The sequence below is a fragment of the Comamonas aquatilis genome (assembly GCF_965139575.1).
GTDB lineage: Bacteria > Pseudomonadota > Gammaproteobacteria > Burkholderiales > Burkholderiaceae_C > Comamonas > Comamonas aquatilis.
This window is the reverse complement of the sequence record NZ_CBCSIW010000024.1, coordinates 20,354-42,154: the sequence shown is the minus strand read 5'-3', so window position 1 is coordinate 42,154 and position 21,801 is coordinate 20,354. Positions and strand designations below refer to the sequence as shown.

Annotated in this window: 21 protein-coding genes; 4 read left to right on the top strand and 17 right to left on the bottom strand. The window is 59.8% G+C overall.

Features of this window, described 5'->3' with window-relative positions; all coding sequences use genetic code 11:
• Window positions 1–27 precede the first annotated feature (27 nt).
• The 5 genes from ACNAZA_RS19800 to ACNAZA_RS19780 all read right to left on the bottom strand — a co-directional run bounded on the left by ACNAZA_RS19800 (window position 28) and on the right by ACNAZA_RS19780 (window position 5,740).
• Window positions 28–327, bottom strand: coding sequence for a flagellar protein FliT (locus tag ACNAZA_RS19800; RefSeq protein WP_120970621.1), 300 nt, complete (start codon window positions 325–327; stop codon window positions 28–30).
• A 2-nt stretch (window positions 328–329) separates the two neighbouring features.
• Window positions 330–743 carry a flagellar export chaperone FliS gene (fliS, locus tag ACNAZA_RS19795; protein WP_415798245.1) on the bottom strand — a complete coding sequence of 138 codons (414 nt, stop codon included), beginning with the start codon at window positions 741–743 and terminating at the stop codon, window positions 330–332.
• A 94-nt stretch (window positions 744–837) separates the two neighbouring features.
• Window positions 838–2,280, bottom strand: a complete 1,443-nt coding sequence (gene fliD, locus ACNAZA_RS19790; protein WP_415798228.1) for a flagellar filament capping protein FliD — start codon at window positions 2,278–2,280, stop codon at window positions 838–840.
• 166 nt (window positions 2,281–2,446) lie between these two features.
• Window positions 2,447–3,943, bottom strand: a complete 1,497-nt coding sequence (locus tag ACNAZA_RS19785) for a flagellin N-terminal helical domain-containing protein (protein WP_415798226.1) — start codon at window positions 3,941–3,943, stop codon at window positions 2,447–2,449.
• A 303-nt stretch (window positions 3,944–4,246) separates the two neighbouring features.
• Window positions 4,247–5,740: a flagellin gene (locus ACNAZA_RS19780; RefSeq protein ID WP_415798225.1), complete on the bottom strand. Its 1,494-nt coding sequence runs from the start codon at window positions 5,738–5,740 to the stop codon at window positions 4,247–4,249.
• Between the two features lie 430 nt (window positions 5,741–6,170).
• On the opposite strand from ACNAZA_RS19780, the gene motA reads away from it, so the two are divergent.
• The 4 genes from motA (at window position 6,171) to ACNAZA_RS19760 (ending at window position 9,201) form a co-directional block, all read left to right on the top strand.
• A complete protein-coding gene (motA, locus tag ACNAZA_RS19775; protein WP_415798224.1) occupies window positions 6,171–7,031 on the top strand; it encodes a flagellar motor stator protein MotA in 861 nt (286 codons plus the stop codon).
• Window positions 7,032–7,049: 18 nt separating this feature from the next.
• Complete coding sequence (gene motB, locus ACNAZA_RS19770) at window positions 7,050–8,120, top strand: flagellar motor protein MotB (RefSeq protein WP_415798223.1); 1,071 nt, start codon at window positions 7,050–7,052, stop codon at window positions 8,118–8,120.
• A 73-nt stretch (window positions 8,121–8,193) separates the two neighbouring features.
• Complete coding sequence (gene cheY, locus ACNAZA_RS19765; protein WP_120966119.1) at window positions 8,194–8,580, top strand: chemotaxis response regulator CheY; 387 nt, start codon at window positions 8,194–8,196, stop codon at window positions 8,578–8,580.
• 3 nt (window positions 8,581–8,583) lie between these two features.
• Complete coding sequence (locus tag ACNAZA_RS19760; RefSeq protein ID WP_415798222.1) at window positions 8,584–9,201, top strand: protein phosphatase CheZ; 618 nt, start codon at window positions 8,584–8,586, stop codon at window positions 9,199–9,201.
• Between the two features lie 102 nt (window positions 9,202–9,303).
• Here the strand turns inward: ACNAZA_RS19760 and ACNAZA_RS19755 are convergent, their stop codons facing one another.
• From ACNAZA_RS19755 to flgB, 12 genes are all read right to left on the bottom strand, one after another.
• Window positions 9,304–10,563, bottom strand: coding sequence for an HDOD domain-containing protein (locus ACNAZA_RS19755; RefSeq protein ID WP_415798221.1), 1,260 nt, complete (start codon window positions 10,561–10,563; stop codon window positions 9,304–9,306).
• Between the two features lie 342 nt (window positions 10,564–10,905).
• A complete protein-coding gene (flgL, locus tag ACNAZA_RS19750) occupies window positions 10,906–12,120 on the bottom strand; it encodes a flagellar hook-associated protein FlgL (protein ID WP_415798220.1) in 1,215 nt (404 codons plus the stop codon).
• A gap of 31 nt (window positions 12,121–12,151) precedes the next feature.
• Window positions 12,152–14,119: a flagellar hook-associated protein FlgK gene (gene flgK, locus ACNAZA_RS19745; protein ID WP_415798219.1), complete on the bottom strand. Its 1,968-nt coding sequence runs from the start codon at window positions 14,117–14,119 to the stop codon at window positions 12,152–12,154.
• Complete coding sequence (gene flgJ, locus ACNAZA_RS19740; RefSeq protein WP_415798218.1) at window positions 14,116–15,096, bottom strand: flagellar assembly peptidoglycan hydrolase FlgJ; 981 nt, start codon at window positions 15,094–15,096, stop codon at window positions 14,116–14,118. Before flgJ ends, flgK begins: the two co-directional genes overlap by 4 nt.
• Entirely contained in the window at window positions 15,093–16,244 is a 1,152-nt protein-coding gene (locus ACNAZA_RS19735; RefSeq protein ID WP_415798217.1) for a flagellar basal body P-ring protein FlgI, read from the bottom strand. The genes flgJ and ACNAZA_RS19735 overlap by 4 nt, the downstream gene beginning before the upstream one ends.
• A 20-nt stretch (window positions 16,245–16,264) precedes the next feature.
• Window positions 16,265–16,972, bottom strand: a complete 708-nt coding sequence (locus ACNAZA_RS19730) for a flagellar basal body L-ring protein FlgH (RefSeq protein ID WP_415798216.1) — start codon at window positions 16,970–16,972, stop codon at window positions 16,265–16,267.
• Window positions 16,973–17,151: 179 nt separating this feature from the next.
• Window positions 17,152–17,934: a flagellar basal-body rod protein FlgG gene (gene flgG / locus ACNAZA_RS19725; RefSeq protein WP_415798215.1), complete on the bottom strand. Its 783-nt coding sequence runs from the start codon at window positions 17,932–17,934 to the stop codon at window positions 17,152–17,154.
• An 18-nt stretch (window positions 17,935–17,952) separates the two neighbouring features.
• Window positions 17,953–18,693, bottom strand: coding sequence for a flagellar basal body rod protein FlgF (locus ACNAZA_RS19720; protein ID WP_415798214.1), 741 nt, complete (start codon window positions 18,691–18,693; stop codon window positions 17,953–17,955).
• Window positions 18,694–18,838: 145 nt separating this feature from the next.
• Complete coding sequence (flgE, locus tag ACNAZA_RS19715; protein ID WP_415798213.1) at window positions 18,839–20,101, bottom strand: flagellar hook protein FlgE; 1,263 nt, start codon at window positions 20,099–20,101, stop codon at window positions 18,839–18,841.
• Between the two features lie 33 nt (window positions 20,102–20,134).
• Window positions 20,135–20,797 (bottom strand): flagellar hook assembly protein FlgD, encoded by a 663-nt coding sequence (locus ACNAZA_RS19710; RefSeq protein WP_415798212.1) that lies wholly within the window; start codon window positions 20,795–20,797, stop codon window positions 20,135–20,137.
• A 16-nt stretch (window positions 20,798–20,813) separates the two neighbouring features.
• Window positions 20,814–21,218: a flagellar basal body rod protein FlgC gene (gene flgC, locus ACNAZA_RS19705; protein WP_120966108.1), complete on the bottom strand. Its 405-nt coding sequence runs from the start codon at window positions 21,216–21,218 to the stop codon at window positions 20,814–20,816.
• Window positions 21,219–21,243: 25 nt separating this feature from the next.
• Window positions 21,244–21,645: a flagellar basal body rod protein FlgB gene (gene flgB / locus ACNAZA_RS19700; RefSeq protein WP_415798211.1), complete on the bottom strand. Its 402-nt coding sequence runs from the start codon at window positions 21,643–21,645 to the stop codon at window positions 21,244–21,246.
• Window positions 21,646–21,801: the final 156 nt, after the last annotated feature.

The following is a 21,801-nucleotide window of genomic DNA, read 5'->3' as shown; positions in this document are numbered from 1 at the left end:
TTTCATCTTGAGCCGAAGGTCTGGCTCTCAGTGCATCACATGCGGCTGGCCGTCAAACAGGTGTTCGAAATTGGCCAGCCAGGGCTCGGCCAGCACGCGAATCTGGGCATCGTTGCGCAAGATACGTTGCATGATGCGCGCTTTTTCCTTGCGCAGTTCGGGGGCCAGCTTTTCCTCACGGGAGCGAAAGCGCAACTGCTCGATCAGCACGGCGCAAGTGCCCTCGTAACGCGCAACGCCCTCCCAATCTTTATCCTGGGCCGCCTGCAGCATCTTGGCGCTGCTTTGCTCTATGGCACGGTAGAAATCGATCAAAGTGTGCTCCATCATCAAGCCCCAGCAGGTGCCGGTGCATTTGTCATCTCGGTCCAGCCTTGCGCCACGGTGCCCACCAATTGCGCCACTTCATTGACCATGGCCACATCGTTGCGCGCATTGGCCAAGGTCAAACGCGTGGTGCAGTAGTCGTAGAGTGCAGCCAGGTTGTCCGCCAGCTCGCCGCCTTTTTCCTTGTCCAGCACCGCCAGCAAGCCTTCTTGCAAAATGCGCACGGCTTTGCCGATATGGCGCACTTTTTCGCCGACATCGCCACGTTCCATGGCTCCACGCGCGGCGTTGATGGACGCCACCAGACCGTCAAACAACATCTTGATCAGCTGCTGGGGCGATGCACCATCCACCATGGATTGCACACCCACCTGGCGGTAAGCCGACATTGCGCGCGCACTGGCTGGGGTAAACATCACGACCACTCCTTGTTTGCAGTTTCTCAGATCACTGCATTTGTTATCGGCAGACTCAGGAGGGAATTAAGTCCTATCTTCTGCCCTTGGCAAATCAGCTGCCGGACTTGTTCCAGGCCGCTACTTGCTGGGTGATATAGGTATCCAGCGCAGACAGGCTGGCCATCTGCGTATCCAGACGCGAGTACTGGGCGCGCAAGCGCACTTCATACGCTGCAACTTTGCTTGTCTGACGCTCCTGATCCGAGGTATTGCGCTTGAGCGAGTCTTTGAGCGAGGTGTCCTTGGTGGCAAAAGTGCCATCCGTCGCCAACAAGCCGGTGGTGAAATCCTTCAGTCGCACGGCAAAACCGTCCAGATTGGCGTCTTCCACATCTACGGCAAAGAACTTGGACATGCTCTCCGGATCCTTGAGCGCCTTGTCCAGCTTGGTGTCGTCGATCTTGAGCGTGCCATCCTTCTGAAAAGCAATGCCCACCTGCGACAAGCTGGCAAATGCACCGCCCTCGCCACCCGGGCCAGAGACAATGCGGCGCAAGGCCGATTGCAGATTCACCGCCGTGGAATCGCCTTGCAGCGTGCCCGCAGTCTTGGCGTCCTTGTTGTAAGCCGTCATCGTGGTGAGCGCGTTGCTCAAGGCGTTGTACGATTCCACAAAATTCTTGAGCGCCGTCTTGGCCGCAGCGCTGTCATTGGCAATCGTGATGCGTACAGGCGCGGCTTTGTCTTCCATTTTTTGGGAAACCGTCAGCGTCACCCCTTCCGCCACATCCGTGAAGGTGGAGGTGTGAGATGCCATCTGAATGCCGTTGATGGTGGCCAAGGTGTCTTGAGCTTGAACCGAGCGGTTCATGCCACCAACGGTATTGCCGCCGTCATAGGCAAACCGCTGCAGCTCCGTGCCTTCTGCCTTCACTTGAAAAGCCGAATTGACGCCCGTGGTCTTGGATTGCAACACCAGGCGTTCACCCGTGTGATCCTTCAGCACGGTGGCACTGACATCACCCTTGGCCGCATTGATCTTGGCAGCAATCTTGGCCAACGAATCGTCTGCGGCAGTAATCTCTACTTCAAAGCTGACGTCCTTGCCATCCTTGGTATTGGCCTTGAAATCGCTGGACACACCCGAGGAATTGGTACTACCCCACTCCCCCATGGTAATGGTCAGCTTGCCCGTACCCAATGCAGTTCCGGTAGGAACCAGACCCGAGCCTATCGTCTGGCCTGCCGCCATTTGCGAGACCATCAGGTCATAGGTTGCCTGCACCGCAGCCGCCGTAGCCGTGCCGCTGACCGTAGCCGAATTGGACGAAGTCAAGGTATTGCCCAGCCAGGTCTCTTTTTTGGTGAGCTTGGTCGCCTGCTCCTGCAGATTGGCAATCTGCGATTTCAGCTGGCTAAAAGCCGAAATCTGTGTATTGATGCCCGCAGCCCTGGTCTGCAGCGTGGCCAGTGGCTTGGACTCCAGCGCCACCAGTTGTGTGACAATTTTTTCAACATCCAGGCCGCTGCCAAGACCTACCGAGCTGATACCCATAACAATCTCCCTCGCCGCCAACGCAGCTGCGCACAGCACGCATGGCTTGCGTCATTGAACAGCGGCCGGGCATGCACCAGCCCAGCCACCGCGTGTACAGCGCTGCACACGGTGTATCGGCAAATCGCCAACACACTTGAGGCAGAACCTCACTTCTTGATAAGTATTAGCCCTGTAGCAGCTTGAGCACCTGCTGCGGCAGCTGGTTGGCCTGGGCCACCATGGCCGTGCCGGCCTGCTGCAGGATTTGTGTGCGACTCAGATTGGCAGTTTCAGCGGCAAAGTCGGCATCCATGATACGGCTGCGGGAGGCCGAAAGATTTTCGGCATTGACGCTTAGGTTTTCGACCGTGGTCTCAAAGCGGCTTTGGATCGCACCTAGCGTTGCTCTTGCACCGTTGACCGCAGTCAATGCAGCGTCCATTGCAAGGATTGCGTTATCGGCAGACTCTGCTGATTTGATATTCACATCGCCAAAACCCACTTCCGGCTTTCCAGCGATGAACTTTGTTGTTGTTTCGCTGAGCCCTGCATCTGCCGCTTTCGGTCCACCCACAGTGACATCCGTAGATCCAACCAGTGTTAAGCGCCCTCCAACAAGCGATGCTTTCACTGAGCCGTCCGGAAATGCAGTGTTGATTGCCTCAACCATTTGCTTGCCACGGTCCACAGCATTTGTTGCTTCAGACAGGATGATATTTTTACCATTAATAACAAGATCCCCCGCCACATACGGAGGAAAAGCGGTGGTTCCTTTGGTTGTTGCGGGATTTGTGCCTGCAGCGAAGTCTGCTCCAACAAAACTACCCAAAGCCGCTGTAGTCGTAATGTCAAATGATGTTCCGTCAGCCTTGGTGAAGGTTAAATCACCAGAGCCCACTGCCTTTCCAGAAAATGAGATTCCTGCATCCCGCAGTTCATCTTTTTTGAGGGCTAATGCTGCATCAATGTCCGCGGCGGTTATTTCACCCGCCGTTGTCGTGGTTTTGTTAATAATTTCTACACCACCCACAACCAGCTTCGCATTTCCTGCGTCTGCGAGTAAGGCCGGAGTAAATACCCCAGATGCAGTCGATGTTGTAGGTGTGGCAATACCCGCCTTGAGAGAATCACCCTTGACCGTTGCTGGCACATCCACACTTTTCCAAGAACCCAATGCATCAACATTGGCGTTCACAATGGCACTCACATCAATCGTCTGACCTTGATTAGCCCCAACCTGGAATGCCATATTGGTAAACGATCCGTCCAGCAACATGGTTCCATTAAAGCTGGTTTGCTGAGCAATTCGAGACACTTCTGCCTTGAGTTGCTGGACTTCAGTATCAAGGGCTGCTCTGTCTTCAGCGGAGTTTGTTGCATTACGCGACTGAACTGCCAGCTCGCGAATACGCTGCAAATTCCCTCCCAGAGAGTTCAAGGCTCCTTCAGCCGTCTGCGCCAGCGAAATTCCGTCATTGGCATTGCGCATGGCGACCGTCAAACCACGCACCTGCGTAGTCATGCGTTCAGAAATGGCAAGCCCTGCTGCATCATCCTTGGCGCTGTTGATACGCAAGCCCGAAGACAGGCGCTGCATGGAGGTTGCCAGCTGGCTTTGGGAGGAGCTCAGACTGCGCTGAGCATTGAGCGACTGAATATTCGTATTGATGATGGCTGCCATAGCGTGTACTCCTGTTTCAAGCCAGTAAACCGGCGACGTACTAGCCGTTTTCACGACCAGCGACGAAGCTGGCCCACGTGACCGAAAACGCGGACCGAAGTCTGGTATTGCGGGTACGAGGATTGTTGAGGCAAGCCATAACGCACATAAGACCGATAAGAGGCCAAAACCACCGCCATTTGTTCAATTGACGCTTACATCGCAGCGCGCAGGCAGGGAAAAGGAAATACAAAAGGCCTCCCGAAGGAGGCCTTGATTTGCGAGCGCCGCACCGGCTTGTAGCCGGTACGCAGCTTGATGCAATTAACGCAGCAGCGACAGCACACCTTGGGGCAGCTGGTTGGCCTGGGCCACCATGGCCGTACCGGCTTGCTGCAGAATTTGCGAGCGGCTCAGATTGGCAGTTTCAGCGGCAAAGTCAGCATCAGTGATGCGGGACTTGGAAGCCGACAAGTTTTCGCTGTTCACGTTTAAGTTAGACACTACGGATTCAAAACGGTTTTGCATGGCACCGAGATCAGCGCGTGCAGAGTTCACAGACTTCAGCGCTGCGTCCATGGCCAGGATGGCGTTGTCAGCACCCTCAACGGTGGAAACATCCACGTCCTTGAAACCTTCTTTGTCGGTTCCCGACACGAACTCATAGGAGCCAGCCTTCAAACCAAAAACGTCAGGCTTAGAGCCAGCAATCGTCAGTTTATCCGTATCACTGGAAAGCATGAGCTTGCCACCGACGAAAGAAGCCTTCACGCTGCCATCAGGAAATGCCGTTTCGATGGCCTTGGTCACGTTTTCGCCAAATTCCTTGGCCGTGGTCGCGCCAGCAATGGCAGGAATGCTAACCGCGGCGGAAGAGCCCACCTTGATCGTCAGTTGACCGGCAGTCGTCGCGGGGAATGCCATGGTGCCACCAGTCTGGGTGCCATTCGTAATGCCGGTGAGTGTACCCAGGGCAGCAGATGCATTCATCGTGAAATCCGTACCGTCGGCCTTCTTCACGCTCAAGTTACCGCCAGCAACGGTCCCCGTAAAGCTGATGCCCTTGGCTGCCAGATCACTTTTGCTATCCTTCAAAGCTGCATCGATATCCGCAGCAGTCGGAGCATCGGTAGCAAAGGCTGTGACTGTTTTCGAGAAAACATTCACGCCGCCGATTTCCAAGGTGGCCGCACCATTTGCTGCACCACCAGTAAAGGCTGTCATTGTGGCCGACGTCGCCAAAGCAACACCAGCCTTGAGCGTATCACCTTCCGTGCGAGCGGGAACATCCACGCTGCGCCATTCGCCCAGCTTGTCTGTGCTTGCATCCACAATGGAATCAATATTGATCAGCTGACCTTGGTTCGCACCCACCTGGAAGGCTTTAGCAGTAAAGCTGCCGTCGAGCAGGTTCGTGCCGTTGAACGATGTGTCCTTGGACACGCGATCAATTTCACTGGTCAGCTGACTCACTTCCTTTTGCAGTGCTGCGCGGTCATCCGTGGAGTTGGTGGCATTGCGCGATTGCACTGCCAGCTCGCGAATACGTTGCAGATTGCCGCCAATGGTACTCAAAGCGCCTTCAGCCGTTTGTGCCAGAGAAACACCGTCATTGGCATTGCGAGCGGCCTGGTTCAGACCGCGCACCTGGGCACCCATGCGCTCGGCAATCGCCAGACCTGCGGCATCATCCTTGGCGCTGTTGATGCGCATGCCGGAAGACAGGCGCTGCATGGAGGTGGACAGCGAAGATTGCGAGGTGCCCAGATTGCGCTGTGCGTTGAGCGACTGGATATTGGTGTTGATGGTCATGGCCATGGTGCAAACTCCTTCGTGAGATCAAAACGTCGCCGCCACAGTGACCTGAGACCTCTCAGGGTGGGCGGCGGCGGCAGCCCAATCCAGCACCCCAGCCGGCAGTCCTATGGTTTTGCTGCTGTGGCTCGCTGGTCACAGGGCTTTTTTCCCTGTTGAAGCTGTTATCGGAGGGCTAGGCGCCAAACTTTAGGGGCAGCGTGCAAATATTTCTCAAAATGTAAAAAGATGAAGCGTTTGCTGCCATAACCGCTGCACAGCCATAGAGACCACTCTGGTCATGGCAGCATGGCCTTCATGGACATGCCTGTAGCAAATACCCAGAAAAAGTAGGCAGCGAGCTACATAAATAGCGCAAGCTGCCGATCTACAGCGCAAAGGCCCAGCTTTTCCTGCCAATGCAGACGGGCCGCCCACCCCACAATCGACTCCCATGCTTGTCCTCATTGGTTATATCGTTGCCTTCGGCTGCATTTTCGGCACCTATGTGTTGCACGGCGGCAGCGTGTCGGTGCTTGCCAAAGCCCTTCCGTTCGAGATGGTGACCATTGGCGGCGGTGCTTTGGGGGCTTTTATCGTAAGCAACCAGCCCAAGGTGCTCAAGGCCACGCTCAAGGCTATCCCGTCGGCGATCAAGTCCTCGCGCTACACCAAGGCGCGCTATATGGAGATCATGGCGCTGCTGTACGAGCTGCTGCAGAAAGCCCGCAAGGAAGGGCTGATGTCCATCGAATCCGATGTGGAGTCGCCCAATGAATCCCCGGTGTTTCAGAACTACCCTGAGCTTTTGGCCGATCACCATGTGGTGGAGTTCCTCACAGACTATCTGCGCATGATGGTTTCGGGCAATCTGAACTCGCACGAGATCGAGTCCTTGATGGACAGCGAAATTGAGGCCCACCATGCCGAGGCCCATGGCCCCGTGGCGGCGCTCACCCGCCTGGCCGGCGCTCTGCCGGCTTTCGGCATCATTGCCGCCGTGCTGGGCGTGGTGAACACCATGGCTTTTGTGGGCCAGCCGCCGGCGGTGCTGGGCGGCATGATTGCCTCCGCTCTGGTCGGTACCTTTCTGGGCATTTTGCTGGCCTATGGGCTGGTGGAGCCCATCGCCGCCCTGCTGGAGCAGCGGGTTCAGGACGCGGCCAAGGAGTTTGAGTGCATCAAGGTCACGCTGCTGGCCAGCATGCAGGGCTACAACCCCTCCACGGCCATAGAGTTTGGCCGCAAGGTGCTGTTTTCTACCGAGCGCCCCGGTTTTCTGGAACTGGAAGCCCACGTCAAGGGCAAGAAGTGATACTTCTGGAGTCTTGCCATGGCTGAAAAAAAGCTGCAGCCCATTATCGTCAAGCGCATCAAGAAGGTGCAGCATGGCGCACATGGCGGTGCCTGGAAGATTGCTTACGCCGACTTTGTGACAGCCATGATGGCCTTCTTCCTGCTGATGTGGCTGCTGGGCTCTACGGCCCAGGGCGAGTTACAGGGGATTGCGGCCTACTTCAATTCACCGCTCAAGGTGGCCATGTCGGGCGGCAATGGCTCGGGCAATAGCTCCAGCGTGGTGCCCGGCGGGGGCAATGACCTGTCCAAGGTGCACGGACAGGTGCGCCGCTCCGAGGCCGATGACAACGCCAACCGCCGCGCCAGCAAGGCAGCCGGTCATGCAGAAGACACGGCCAAGGATGCCAAACGCCTGCTTGAGCTCAAGGCCAAGGTCGATTCCATGATCGCCAACAGCACCAAGCTCAACGAGTACCGGGCTCAGATTCGCACCGAAATCACGCAGGACGGCCTGTTGATTCAGATCATTGACGAGCAAAACCGCCCGATGTTCGATAGCGGCAGCGCCACGGTCAAGCCCTATATGCGCGACATTCTGCGCGAGGTGGGCGCAGCCATGACCGATGCGGAAAATCGCATCAGCCTCTCAGGCTATACCGACGCCGCGCCTTACGGCAATGCAGACCGTGGCTATAGCAACTGGGAGCTTTCTGCCGACCGCGCCAATGCCTCGCGCCGCGAACTGGTGGCTGCCGGCATGCCCTTGCAGCAAGTGGCTCGCGTGGTGGGTCTGGCTGACAGCGATCTGCTGGTAGCCAATGAACCACGTGCCCCACAAAACCGCCGCATCACCATCACCGTGCTGACCAAGGAAGCCGAGCGCCGCGTGCTGGGCTTTGGCCGAGGCGGTAGCAGCGAAGCCTTGAGTGCCGATATCAAGGCCGGAGTGGCAGCCAGCAGCGCGCAGGCCAAGACTCCGAGTCTTGCAAAAACCACAGCCATGCCTCTCGCGCAATCCCTGGGCCCCAAGGAAGAGTTTGTAACAACGACTGAAGTTGCTGCCGAAGCTGCCGAAAAGCCTGACAATGCACGCCCAGCGCCTTGATTTTTGACAAATTGTTACTATCAACGGCTCATGCCTCTCTCCCACGCACCTATTTCGACCGAAAGGGCCTCTCGTGGCTAATGCCCTGCGTTTTTTGATTGTTGACGACTTCTCCACCATGCGCCGTATCGTGCGCAATCTGCTCAAGGAAAGCGGCTTTGCCGATGCGGATGAGGCCGAAGACGGTGTGGTTGCGCTGAACAAGCTGCGCTCCAGCAAGTTTGATTTCGTGGTGACCGACATCAACATGCCCAATATGAACGGCTTTCAGTTGCTCACCGAAATCAAGCAGGATGAAAAGCTCAAGCAGCTGCCCGTGCTGATGGTCACCGCCGAAGCCCGCAAGGAAGACATCGTGGCCGCTGCCCAGGGTGGTGCCGCCGGATACATCGTCAAACCCTTCACCAAGGCCACGCTGGAAGAGAAGGTCAACCTCATCATCAAAAAACTCGACCTGTAAGTCATGAGCAGCAGCCCGGTTGCCACCGCCGACGTGCATTACAAGATTGGGGTTCTGACGCGCCAGTTGCACAACTCGCTCAACGAACTCGGTTATGCGGATCGCTTGCGGGGCAGCGTCACCGAGCTGCCCGATGCCCAGAGCCGCCTGTCCTATATCGCCCGTCTCACGGGTGAAGCGGCCGAAAAAGTGCTGGGCCAGGTGGAAGTCACGCAAAGCCAGCAAGAGGCGCTGGCCGAACGCACACGTGCCATGCGTGCCGATCTGATCAAGGACCCCGTGGCCGCCGTGGCCAAGGGTCACATCATGAACTTTCTCCAGGAGGTGGAGGAAGGCACGCAAAAAACCGGCAGCGGCCTGACCGAAATCATGATGGCCCAGGACTTTCACGATCTGACCGGCCAAGTGATTGCCCGGGTGGTCGCCCTGGCCGCAGATCTGGAAACCCAGCTGGTGGAGCTGCTGATTCAGACTTCGCCTGAATCCGAGCTGGCCCCGGCTTTGGCACCAGTGGAGCAGCAGGTCAAACTGGCAGGGCCGGTCGTCGATCCGGAAAACACCCCGGATGTGGTCACATCCCAATCGCAAGTGGATGATCTGCTGGCGAGCCTGGGCTTTTGATACGCCACCTCTGCTTTCTGCGCAGAAGCCACAAAAATCAAGTCAAATCCGCTTCAAACGCCTATTCAACAAGCGCTTGAAGCTATACAAACAAGATCAAACTCAGGCCAGCTTTTCCGGCATTCCCAGCTTCAGATCGCTGAGAACGCGCAGCAACATGCGGTTGAGTTCTTCGGCCTCCCATTGCCCTTGCTCACGCAGACGGCGAATCGTGGCAGCATCGGTGCTTGCCAGTGCCGCCGACATTTGCAGCACTTCGGCATAAGGACCGGTGTTGTTGATGACGGCGTCAAAAATCCGCTCCGACAGCGGCATGCGGCGCAGCAAGGTGGCCAGAGGCTCGTGCAGTAGCAAATCCAGCTGAGAGAACAGGCAGCACAGATACATCTCACGCTGCAATTCCAGGCTCACACCGGCTTCTATCAACTCTTCGGCCAGACGGGCGCGCACCACCATCTGCGTGCGCAGCGGCACCAGATCGGCGTGAGTGCAGGCATGGGGTAGCTGATCGGACAACCAGCGCTGCAGCGTGCCCAGGCCCATCATGACCAGGCCGCGACGCAGCGAGTCCACACCGCGACGCAGGCCCAGGGCTGCCGAGTTGGTATAGAGCATGAAGCGATAGGCCAGCACCGGGTCCTCGCCCAGCAGATGCTCCAACTGGTCTATGGACTGTTCGCCATCGATGGCCTGCATCAACCTGCGCACGCTATCGCGCGCAGGTTGCGGCTGCTGCAGGCGAAAGGCACGCACGGTGTCCACCACCGGCCAACCCGCCACCGCCCCGGCGTCATGACTGTCCAGACACAGCCGGGCTAGCTCCAGGTTTTGCAGTCCCTCGTACATCTGCCCATCGAGCAGGTTCAAAGGTTGGGCGGCCAAAGACACGGCAGCGGCTTTGAACGATGGCATATCTGAAAAATCCGGCTCGTTGCGCACCCCTTGTGCACCTTCGGGCGGCAGGCGCAGCAAGCTGCTGACAAAGCCCTGGGCCGCATCGGCATCGGGCAGCTGATTCAGCGCTCCGCTCCAAACCAGCGTCAGCCCGCGAGCCTTGGCCTGTTCCACCAGCTCGAAAATGCCCTCATCCTGGCGCAACCAGCTGCCGTTGACCTCAATCCACGGACTGCCTTGGGGCGCATGCTCCAGCAGATTGCACAGCACCTGCCGCGACTGTGGCGACAGCAAGAGTGGCGGCGCCTGGTTGTTCCACATTTCCGCCAAGGTGCGCAACAGGTGCGGCATATCGGCATTGCGGCCCGGCTCTTCATGCACGAACAACTGAACTCCGGCCAGACGCCGGGCGCGACTCCATAACGGCCTATAGCCCAGGGTCAAGGAATTCAGAACGGACTGCACCATGGAAACGCTTTGATAGTGACGACTCAACAAGCAAAAGTGTGCCACGAAGAAGGGCAGCACTTAGAACGTATTTACGATCTCCTCGGCGCCGCGCCAGTACCTTTGCGGGATGGGATGCTAGGCGCGATACCGCAGCAATAGCCATGCTATTGCGAGGATTCGTAACGCCGCAGAGCGCCCGCAAAGGCACTGGCCCGAAGGGTTGAGGCGAAATCGGGCGATTTCTTCGCGCTGCGGCTGGCTTGCACCCCGGTGCAAGCTGCTCCACATCGCTTCAAACTCATCCCGATTGCGCTTCAACGCGACATCGTAGAGATCGTAAGCACGTTCTTACACCTGCATTCAGCCTATGTAATTGAAAAGAGAGAGCTTCTGGATCTGCGCATACGACTGCAAAGCCGCCTGCAACCCCACTTTTTGCGTTTCCACATCCGACAGCGCCGTGATCATGTCTATATCTTCTGCGCGCGAGCGTGCACCCTCCTGCGTCAGTGCCTGGTCTTTCATGCCCGATTCCAGTCGGTCGGCACGATTGAGCTGATCGCCGGCATAGCTGCGCATGGATTGCACGCGGTTCATGCCCGCATCGATCTCGCTGAGCGAACGCCCTATCGCCTGCTGCAGCGCCGTGCTGCCATTGGTTCCTTGCTTGACCGCAGCGATGGCCTGATCCAGCACACTGAACAAATCGGTGCGCGTGCTGGGCTCCATGACAAACTGATCGCCGTCGGCGGGCTCGCCCTTGATGGTGATCTGCTGCCCATTGACCGTAATGGCCTGACCGGCCGTATAGGGCTGGCTGGGCTTGATGGGGTTGACGACCCCTGCCGCGCTGGAGTTGATCACATAGCTGACAGCGCCCGTCGTCGCGTCCTTGCTGAAAACCAGGCTGTAACTATCGCCCGTCACTTTGCTGGGATCCGTCACGCTGCCCACATCGGCCCAGGCCGTTCCGCTGTTGCCAGCCTCTCCCCCGACGGTGAACACGCCGTTGCCCGTGGGCACATTCAGCCAGGCGGCATGGCCGTCCAGAGAAATCGGCAGGCCGTTGTCTGCCCCCGTGTTCTGACCGGGATTGAGCTGTCCGGTGGAGCCAGGCGGCGTGCTCTGGATGGGGTCGCTGCCACTGCCCAGGCCGCGAAAAATCGGCAGGCCGTTGGAATCCTTGGTATTGGCATAGCCCAGAATCTGGTCGCGCAAGCTGTTCATCTGCTGCACCAGCGCATCGCGAGCCTCCTGGTTAAAGGAGCCATTGCCGGCCTTCAGTACCAGATCGCGAAACTCCTGCAAAGCGCTTTGGGCCGTGCCCAGCACCGATTCGCCCTGGGCAATCACATCGCGCTGGGCGCCCAGCACCCGCTGGTCGTTCTCCGAGCGCGAAATACGCGTACGCGCACGCTCGGCCTGAGCGGCCGCCACCGGGTCATCGCTGGCCCGCAGCACGCGTTTGCCTGCCGTGGTCTTTTCCATCAAGTCCACCAGAGAGCTCTGGCGCGAGTTCAGATTGTTGATGGTGCTGTCATACATGCTGGCCGTGCCAATGCGTGCAATGCTCATGTCTTATCTCCCATGCAATCGCACGCAGGCCTTAGCGGCCGACGGCGGAAATGACGCTGTCAAAAATCCCCTGGGCCACCTGAAGCATCTTGGCGGATGCCTGATAGGCCTGCTGAAACTGCAGCAGCTTGGCCGCTTCCTCATCCAGGTTGACGCCGGAGACCCCCATGCGATCGGCCTCCAGATTTTTGACGATGGACGCCGAAAGCGTGGCCGCATACTGCGCACTTTGGGTGCGGGTGCCGACCTGGGCCATGGCAGCGGAAAAACCATCGCTGAGCGTGGTGGAGCCATCAAATACCACGGCATCGCGTAGCGCCAGAAACGAGCTGGCATTGCCGGTATCGGCGCTGTAATTGGTATTGGCGCCAAAGCTCACCGTATCGCTTTCGCCGCCGTCCACGGCGGGCGTGCCTGTCAAGCTCACTTTCAGGCCGGCGGCCAGCTCGATGGCCTGGCCCGAGATATAGGTGCCGGTGCTGGCAATGCCACCAGGTGCGGGGGGAGCAGGCGTAGGCGCGGGCGTGATGGTGTAGCTCACCTTGCCATCAGCATCCTTGGAAAACGACAGCGTGGTCGGATCCGGCAAAGCGGCAGCCTCAAAACCTTTACCCACCTGGATGCCGCCCATGCGCAGCCCGGCATCGCCTAGCGACCTGATGCTGGCGGCCACCGGATTGGCAGCGGCCAGATCATTGCCGGAATGCACCATGGACTGCACCTGCTGAGCCGCGGTGCGCAGAGGTTGGAACAGCACTGACTGCCCGCGCGCGCCCTCAGCCTTGAGCTCGAACTGCAAGCCATCGATGCGCTTGCTGTTCAGATCGGCCATATCGTTGAAACTCGTGGTCTTGCCGTCAGACAGGCGCACCACCTTGCCCCTGGGGGCATCATCGCCAAACACGATCTTGTAATCAGAAGCATTGAGCGCAGTAGAGTCCGTCACCGTCACGGACGGCGTGTTGGGCTGGGCCCATTGCCCGCCAGTCGTGACGCCCGAGGTGGTCAGCGGAATATTGAATAGCGCCCCGCCTTTTTCACCCGACAAGGTCAGGCCCAACTGGTTTTGCGTATTGAGCGCATCGCCAATGGCAATCGTCATGCGCCCCAGAAGATTGCGCCCTTCGTTCAGATCGTTGTTCTGAAACTGCAGCAAGCCGGCCACCTCGCCGCCGCCTATCATGGCCGACGTCAGCTCGATGGACTGCCCGCCCGTCTGCTGAAAATACACAGCCATCTTGCCGCTGCCCGGGTACTCCTTGGACTCCTGCAGGCTCAGCTTAGCCGTGCTCTGGCCCAACACCAACGGCTGGCTGCCGCCAATGAAAAGGCTGATGGACCCATCCCCTCCATCCACCGTGGAGGTCTGCACATACTTGTTGATATCGCGCACCAGCTGATCGCGCTTGTCCAGCAAATCATTGGGCGTTTGACCGGTGGCCGCTGCGCGGCTGATCTGTGCATTGAGCGCGGCCACCTGTTCCGCCAGGCTGTTGACCACGTTCACATCGTTGCTCATCTGCTGGCGGGTGCTGTAGTCCAGCTCATCGAGCTGAGCCGAAGCGCCGCGAAACCGCGCAGCCAGTTCGTTCATGCGGGTCAGCACCACCTGTCGCGCCGACGCATCGGAGGGCGCGCTGGCCACATCACCAAAGGCATTCATCATGTCGCTGATCGCCGTACCCAGCCCCGACTTCCCTCCCGAGAAGACCTCCTGCATCTGGTTGAGCGACTGCGACCTGGCCGTATCGGAAGCACTGACGGCCGTGGCCGCTGTGGCTTGGCGGCTGAGCAGCTCGCTGAAATTGCGCATGATGGTGGCCACATCGACACCGTTGCCGATGTAGCCATTGCCCATGTTCTGACCCGTCGCCGTCTGGAAGGCCACGCTTTGCCGCGAATAGCCTGCCGTGTTGACATTGGCAATGTTGTTGCCCGTGGTCTGCAGGGCCATCTGGTTGGCCATCAGGGCGCGTGCGCCCACGTTCAAAAGACTCATGTCTGGTTCTCGTTGGTGCGGTTGAGCTTGGCTTGCGCGGTGCTGGATGCGGCTTGCGCCGCACTTTGTATGGCGCGGCCCAGCTTTTGGGCATAGGCGGGATCGGTGGCGTAGCCGGCTTTTTGCAGCTCGGCGGCATAGGCGGTGGCCGAGCCCGTCTGCCCCATGGCTTTTTCGTAGCGCGGATTGCTGCCTATCAGGCGCGCATAGTCGCGAAACGACTCTTCATACGAGCCATAGGCACGGAACTTGGCCGTAATCTTCTTGGGCGCGCCGTTGATGTATTCGGTGGTGGTGACTTCGGCCACCTTGCCCGTCCAGCCCTTGCCGGCCTTGATGCCGAACAGGTTGAAAGAGTTGCTGCCGTCGCTGTTGCGGATCTCGCTCTTGCCCCAGCCGGTCTCATGCCCGGCCTGACCCAGCATGTAATGCGCGGGAATGCCGCTGTCACGCGCCACACGCTCAGCGGCAGAGGCGTGAAAGCCCACAAAATTGTCCCGTCCCTTGGGTGCAGGGGCGTAGGCATTGATGGACTGCAGCTGCGCGCTGCGGCTGCCGGCCCCCGTGCTGATGCCGCTGCTGCCGCGCCACGCGCTGCGGCTCAGGCTGAGCGTGGACGGCACGGCAATCTCTGCGTCTTCGGCCGCCTCCACGCCCATGCTGCGCGCCAGCTGCTTGGTGATGGCTTCGGTCAACCCGCCGGGCTGGCCTGCCATGGCCACGGACAGCTGCTGATCGAGCAGGTCGGTACTCAGATTGCCCTGTGCACTGTCGAGCAGGCCGGACTTCATGGTCGCCTCGCGCATGCTCTTGATCATCTCGCGCATGAACAACGATTCCAGCTGCCTGGCCGTCTCGCGCGCGGCCTGCGGGTTGTTCTCGCCCGCCGCCGTTTTAAGCGCATTGAGCGAGCGTGCATCCACGGCCAACGCGTTGTTGGCCGCCAGAGAAGCAGTACTAGGCAAGGACAGGCTCATATCACCTCCAGCTCCGCATCCAGCGCACCTGCGGCCTTGATGGCCTGCAAGATTGCCAGCAAATCCTGGGGCGTAGCACCCAGAGAGTTCAGCGCCCGCACCACGTCCGTCAACTGGGGCGAGTTGGGCATGTGGATCACCTGACCCGGCTCGTTCTTGACCGAAATATCGGACCGTTGCGCCACCACCGTCTGCCCTTGCGAGAACGGCCCCGGCTGGCTGATCACCGGCGTGGTGCTGATGGTGATGGACAGGTTGCCGTGGGCAATGGCGCAAGCACCCAGGGTGACGGCCTGGTTGAGCACGATGGAGCCGGTGCGCGCATTGATGACCACCTTGGCCGCGGGCTTGGCGGTCTCGATCGGCATTTCCTGAATCTCGGCAATCATGCGCACGCGTGAGCCCGGGTCCGTAGGCGCATTCACCCGCACCGTGCGCCCATCCATGGCCATGGCCGTGCCGCTGCCCATGCGCTGATTGATGGCGCGAACCATCTTGTCTGCGGTCTGGAAATCCGTGGTGTTCAGGCCCAGCGTGATGGTGTTGCCTTCGTTGATGGGCGTGGGCACGGCCCGCTCCACCTGCGCGCCCTGGGGCACACGGCCCGCGCTCAAGTGGTTGACCTGAACCTTGGAGCCGCCGGCGGACGCACCTGCACCGCCGACCACTACATTGCCCTGGGCCAGGGCATATATTTCACCGTCCGCGCCGCGCAGCGGCGTGGCCACCAGGGTGCCGCCCTTGAGGGACTTGGCATTGCCCATGGAGGACACATTGATGTCTATGCCCTGCCCGGGCTGGGCAAAGGCGGGCAGCTCGGCCGTCACGATGACGGCGGCCACATTCTTGAGCTGCAGCTGCGCCGCATTGCCCGTGGCCGGCAGCGAGATGCCCATTTGTTCCAGGTAATTGGCCAGCGCCTGCTTGGTATAAGGCATTTGCGTGGTCTGGTCGCCCGTGCCGTCCAGGCCCACCACCAGCCCATAGCCCGTCAGCTGATTGCTGCGCACGCCCTGAATGGCCGCGACTTCTTTGATGCGCGTGGCCTCGACGGGCAAGGCCAGCAGCGTTGCGCCAGCGGCTAGGGCGGCCCACAGGCAAGTGCGTGCTGCGGGGCGCAGTGTCAGGAGCGTGGACAGTACTTTCATACTGCCCATTCTCGGAAGAATCAGAACGGCGTAACGTTCAAAAAGAACCGTGACAACCAGCCAATTGACTGGGCTTCTCCGGCCTGGCCACGGCTGCGCGATTCCACACGCAAATTGGCCACTTGCGTGGACGCAATCGTGCTGCCAGGGCGCAGCGAACGTGGATCGACCGAGCCGGTAAAGCGCAGCACATCCACGTTTTGGTTCACGCCGATCTGCTTTTCGCCGGCAATCACCAGATGGCCGTTGGGCAGCACATCGACCACCGTGGTGGCAATGGAACCGGTAAAGGTATTGCTGCTGGAGGTGGAGCCCGAGCCCTTGAAGTCGTTTTTGCTTCCGACACCGAGCGTCAAAGCTTCCGCGAGCACCTTCTCGGCACCGCCTTTGAGCAGCGGCAAGCTGTTGATGCCGGTACTCATATCATTGTTGCGCCCCACCTTGGAGTCCGTGCTCTGGCTGGCAGAGACACGCTCCACAATGGTCACCGTCACCGTGTCGCCCACCATGCGCGCGCGCTGATCTTCAAACGCCGGGCGGTAGCGGCTGGCATTGAATAGACTGCCCGAGGGCGCCTGCGCCACAGGCTCACGCGGCTGCAGCACCGGCGGCGCGGTAGCAGGCATGTCCACCGGCGGCGGTGGATTGAGCGAGACGCAGCCGGAAACCATCAAGGCCGCAGCAATGGCGACCGCTGTGGCACACGGAGAAACAATGGTTTTGAACATAGCGTCAAGTCCTTGGCAAACCAACCGCAGCGGGCTGCGGCATTCTCTGCCTCTGGCGTGCGCAATGCACGCTATCAAAAACAAAGCATCCAACGCTCCTCCAATATTGAATTCAATGAAAAACTCATCGAAATTTCAATGAAATAGAGCGCTTGCAGCTTCTCAATACATAGTGAAAATCAGAGCTGTGCCAGCTTGGCCAGCATCTGATCGGAAGTCTGTATGGCCTTGGAATTCATTTCGTAGGCGCGCTGGGTCTGGATCATGGTCACCAGCTCCTGCACCACGTTCACGTTCGAGGCTTCCAGATAGCCTTGCTGAATGGCACCCAGCCCGTTGGTGCCTGGCGTGCCCTGCTGGGGCTGGCCCGAGGCCGCCGTCTCGACGTAGAGATTCTGACCGCGCGGCTCCAGGCCGGCGGCGTTGATGAACTGGCTCATCGCAATATTGCCCACCTGCTGGGGCGCTGCCTGGCCGGGCATGGTGGCGCTGACCACGCCGTCGGCGCTGATGGACACGGCAGTCGCGCCATTGGGAATGGTGATGCCGTTGGCCACGGGCAGGCCGCTGGAGGTCACCAGCTGGCCTTGCGCATTGACCTGAAACGAGCCGTCACGGGTATAGGCCATGGTGCCGTCGGGCATGTTGACTTCGAAAAAGCCATTGCCATTGATGGCCACATCCAGCGCATTGTTCGACTGCTGCAGGCTGCCCTGCAAAAAATTGCGCGTGGTGGCCACGGTGCGCACGCCCAGACCCAGGTGCAGACCGGTAGGCAGCTGGTTTTGTTCGGTGGTCTGCGATCCCACCTGACGCAGGTTCTGGTAGATAAGATCCTCAAACACCGCATTGGCGCGCTTGTAGCCGGTGGTGGAGACGTTGGCCAGATTGTGCGAGATGACGTCCAGCTGGGTTTGCTGGGCTTCCATGCCGGTCTTGGCGATGAACAGCGAATTGATCATGACGTATTCCTTGGGCTATCAGCCATTCAAGCTCAGCAGCTGGCTGGCAGATTTATCGTTGGTTTCGGCGGTCTGCAGCAGCTTCATCTGCTGCTCGAACTGGCGCGAGGCGGCAATCATTCCCACCATGGTCTCCACGCTGTTGACATTCGAGCCTTCAATCGAGCCCGACAGCAGACGCGCCGTCTCGTCATTGGGCAGAGCATCGCCTTGCGCCGCACGAAACAGGCCGTCGTCACCGCGCACCAGAGGTGCATCCTCGGGCGGCGTGGCCAGCTTGACTCTGGCCACGGCCACGGGCAGCTGATTGCCGGTCTTGGCCGTCAGCGTGCCGTCGGAGCCCAGCGTGATGGTGGACTCGGGTGGAATATCGATGGGGGCTCCGCCGTCCGACAGAACGGCCATGCCATTGCTGTTGACCAGTTGGCCCTGGGGCGAGACTTCAAACACGCCGTTGCGGGTATAGGCTTCCTGGCCGTCCATTCCCTGCACGGCAAACCAGGCGCGGCCCATGGCCATGGCATCCAGCGCGCGGCCGGTGCGCTGGGCGGGGCCCGCCGCATCCACATAGCCCGAAGTCGCCTCCAGTGCAAACACGCGCGTGCCAGAGCCGCCACCTTGCACCGGCACGGAGCGAAACGCCGACATCTCGGCGCGAAAGCCATTGGTGCCCGCATTGGCCAGGTTGTGCGCCAGCACGGCCTGACGCTGTGCAGCGGCATTGGCCCCCGTCATCGAGGTGTAAATCATGCGATCCATGCTGGCTTCCTTTGCTCGAATCAATCATTCGTGGTGCTGCGTATTGGCGACTGCCACTCGAAACCCACGCGCCCCAACGCAGGGCTGCCCCCGCAGCGAGGACGTTGCCCCCTTTCGGGGGAAAGGCGCCAAGCGCCTTAGGGACTTACTTCAGATTCACCAAGGTGGAGAACACCTGGTCCTGCGTCTTGATGGCCTGGGCGCTGGACTGGTAGGCGCGCTGCGCAGTCATCATGTTCACCAGCTCGGCCGTCAGATCCACGTTCGAGTCTTCCAGCGCACCGGACTGCAGCGCCCCCATCGTGCCCGTCTTGGGCAGGCCGTTGATGGCCAGGCCCGAGTCGGCAGTCTCCACCCACTTGTTGCCTCCCGTGGCGGCAAGGCCCTGGGGATTGCTGAACGAGGCCAGGGTGAGCATGCCTTCCGCACGCGACACGCCATTCGAGTAGGAGGCCACAATGGAGCCGTCACCGCTGATATTGATGCCCGTCATGACACCAGCCGTGTAACCATCCTGCGTGAGATCGGAGACGGCGAACTTGGTACCGAACTGGCTAACCCCCGAGAAATCGATGTTCACGCCGGTGATGGAACCGGGCGTGGGCGAATTGGGGTTGTTGGTCGGGATGGAGGCGTTGGTGACCGGGCTGCCGCTGAGCAGTTTGCCCGAGGCATCGAACACCAGGGTGGTGAGCTTGTTGGCTACCACAGGAGGGGTGGCGGTCGGATCATCCAGGCCGTCATAGACATCCCAGCTGTTGGAGCCGTTTTTCTCGAAATACATGGACATGGGCGCGCCTATGCCCTGGCTGTCGTAGACAGTCATCGATGTGCCGTAGGTGGCACGCGGCGTGGCGGGAACCGGCGGCGTCGCGTTCGGGTCGCCGACTGCGTCGTGAGCGCGGGCGTCAAGGTTCAGATCAATCTCCACCTTGGTGGTGGCCCGGGCGGGAATCGACTGACCCGAAGGGAAGTTCATGGGAACCGCCTGTATGCCGGTCTGCACCTTGCCAGTGGCCGGGTCCACCGGGTAGCCCATGACCTGGTCGCGGCCAACGGTGACCAGATTGCCGAATTTGTCGAGATGGAAATTGCCTGCACGGCTATAGGCCGCGCTGCCATCAGGCTGTCGCAGCACGAAAAAGCCGTCGCCATTGATGGCGACATCCAGATTGTTGCCGGTGACGTTGATATTGCCTTGCTGGAACTGCTGACTCACCGAGCCGACGTTCACGCCGATGCCTACGGTCTGACCGCTGGCCGAGCCGGCGGCACTGGCCATGGCTTCGGCGAATTCCGTGCGCGAGCTCTTGAAACCGGCGGTTCCAGAGTTGGCGATGTTGTGGCCGATCACGTCCAGATTCTTGGCTGCGGCGTTCAGGCCCGACAGGGCTTGTTGGAAGCTCATGATGTTCTCCTGCGGAACGTTGATATCGAAAACTCAGTACACGGCCTTGACGGCGGAGTGGGCCAGGCTGCTGCCGTCATCCAGCTCCAGCATCAGCTGGCCGTTGCTGGAACTGGCCGCAATCACGGCGTGGGGTGACAGCGAGGTGGCAGCCACGGCGCTCGCGCCATTGGTGGCCTGCACCACATAGCGCAGCTGCGAAGCGTCGCCGGTGTATTTGTCCTTGCCGTCCCAGGTGAAGTAGTTGCGACCAGCCGTGCCCTGGCCCAGCTCAATCGTGTCCACCAGCTCGCCGCTGGCCGTGGTGATCTGCACCTTGACGTTGGCCGCAGAGCCGGCGAGATCGAACGCAGCGGTGTGCGTGCCGTCAGCGGCAGTACCCAGTGTGTTGCCCTCGGTCAGCACCGTGCGGCCAATCATGGACGTGCCCTGCAGCACCTGCATGGCCATGAACTGGCTGGACATGGAGGCCATGGTCTGGTTGAGCTGCTGAATCCCCGTCACCGTGTTGATCTGCGCCATCTGCGAAGTCATCTGGGCGTTGTCCATGGGGTTCATGGGGTCCTGATTATTCAGCTGCGCCACCAGCAGCTTGAGAAAGCGGTCCTGCGCCTCATTGGGATCAGTACCTGCGGTCTTGCTGTTGCTGCCGGTTTTTGCCGTGGCGGCGTCCACGTTGCCTGCGCCGTAAATCATGTGTTGGCTCCCGGGCTTACTGGCCCATCTGCAGGGTCTTGAGCAGCAGCGTCTTGGCCGTGTTCATGACTTCCACATTGTTCTGATAAGAGCGCGAGGCCGAGATCATGTTGACCATCTCGTCCACGGCGCTCACGTTGGAATGGGTCACATAGCCGTCGGCACCGGCCATGGGGTTGGCCGGGTCGTGGATGCGGCGACCCGGCGTGTTGTCTTCATTGATGGCATTCACACGCACGCCGGCGCTGCCATCGGCGCCCATGGGCACGGTCTGAAACACCACCTGACGCGCCTTGTAGGCACTGCCATCGGGACCGGCCACGGCATCGACGTTGGCCAGATTGGAGGCCACCACGTTCAGGCGCTGCGACTGGGCGCTGACCGCGCTGCCCGAGATATTGAAGATGGAGAACATGGACATATGACGATTCCTTTGGGCGCAGCGCTTACTGGCCCTGAATGGCGCTGAGCATGGTCTTGGCCTGACCGTTGATGAAGCGCAGCGTGGCCTCGTAGCGCACGGAGTTATCCACAAAGTTGGCGCGCTCGCGGTCCAGATCCACGGTGTTGTTGTCTATGGCAGGCTGGGTCTGCACGGCATAGCCCATGCCTTGAGCGGCATCAGCACCGGGCAAGGGCATATGACCGGCTGCCGTGGCACCGGCCGTGGCCAGAGTCGAAGGACCGCCGGTGGCCGACAGCAAGGCCTGACGGAAGTTGAAATCGCGGGCTACATAACCGGGCGTATCGGCATTGGCGATATTGCTGGCAATGGTGCGCTGGCGTTCGGCCCGCAGCAGCAGTGCCTGGCTCTGGAAGTCCAGCCGTTCGGTCAGTTTGTTCAGCATCGCAGCCTCGCTTGGGTGAATTCGGGTGGCGCACTCCATGGCACGGACTGCGGCATGCGCTGATTATGAAAATCACACCCAAAAGCTAAAGCGCGAAGAAAGCGGGATTGGCTGCGTACTTCGGTGCATTGCAGACCGGCGTACCGCCCTATATTT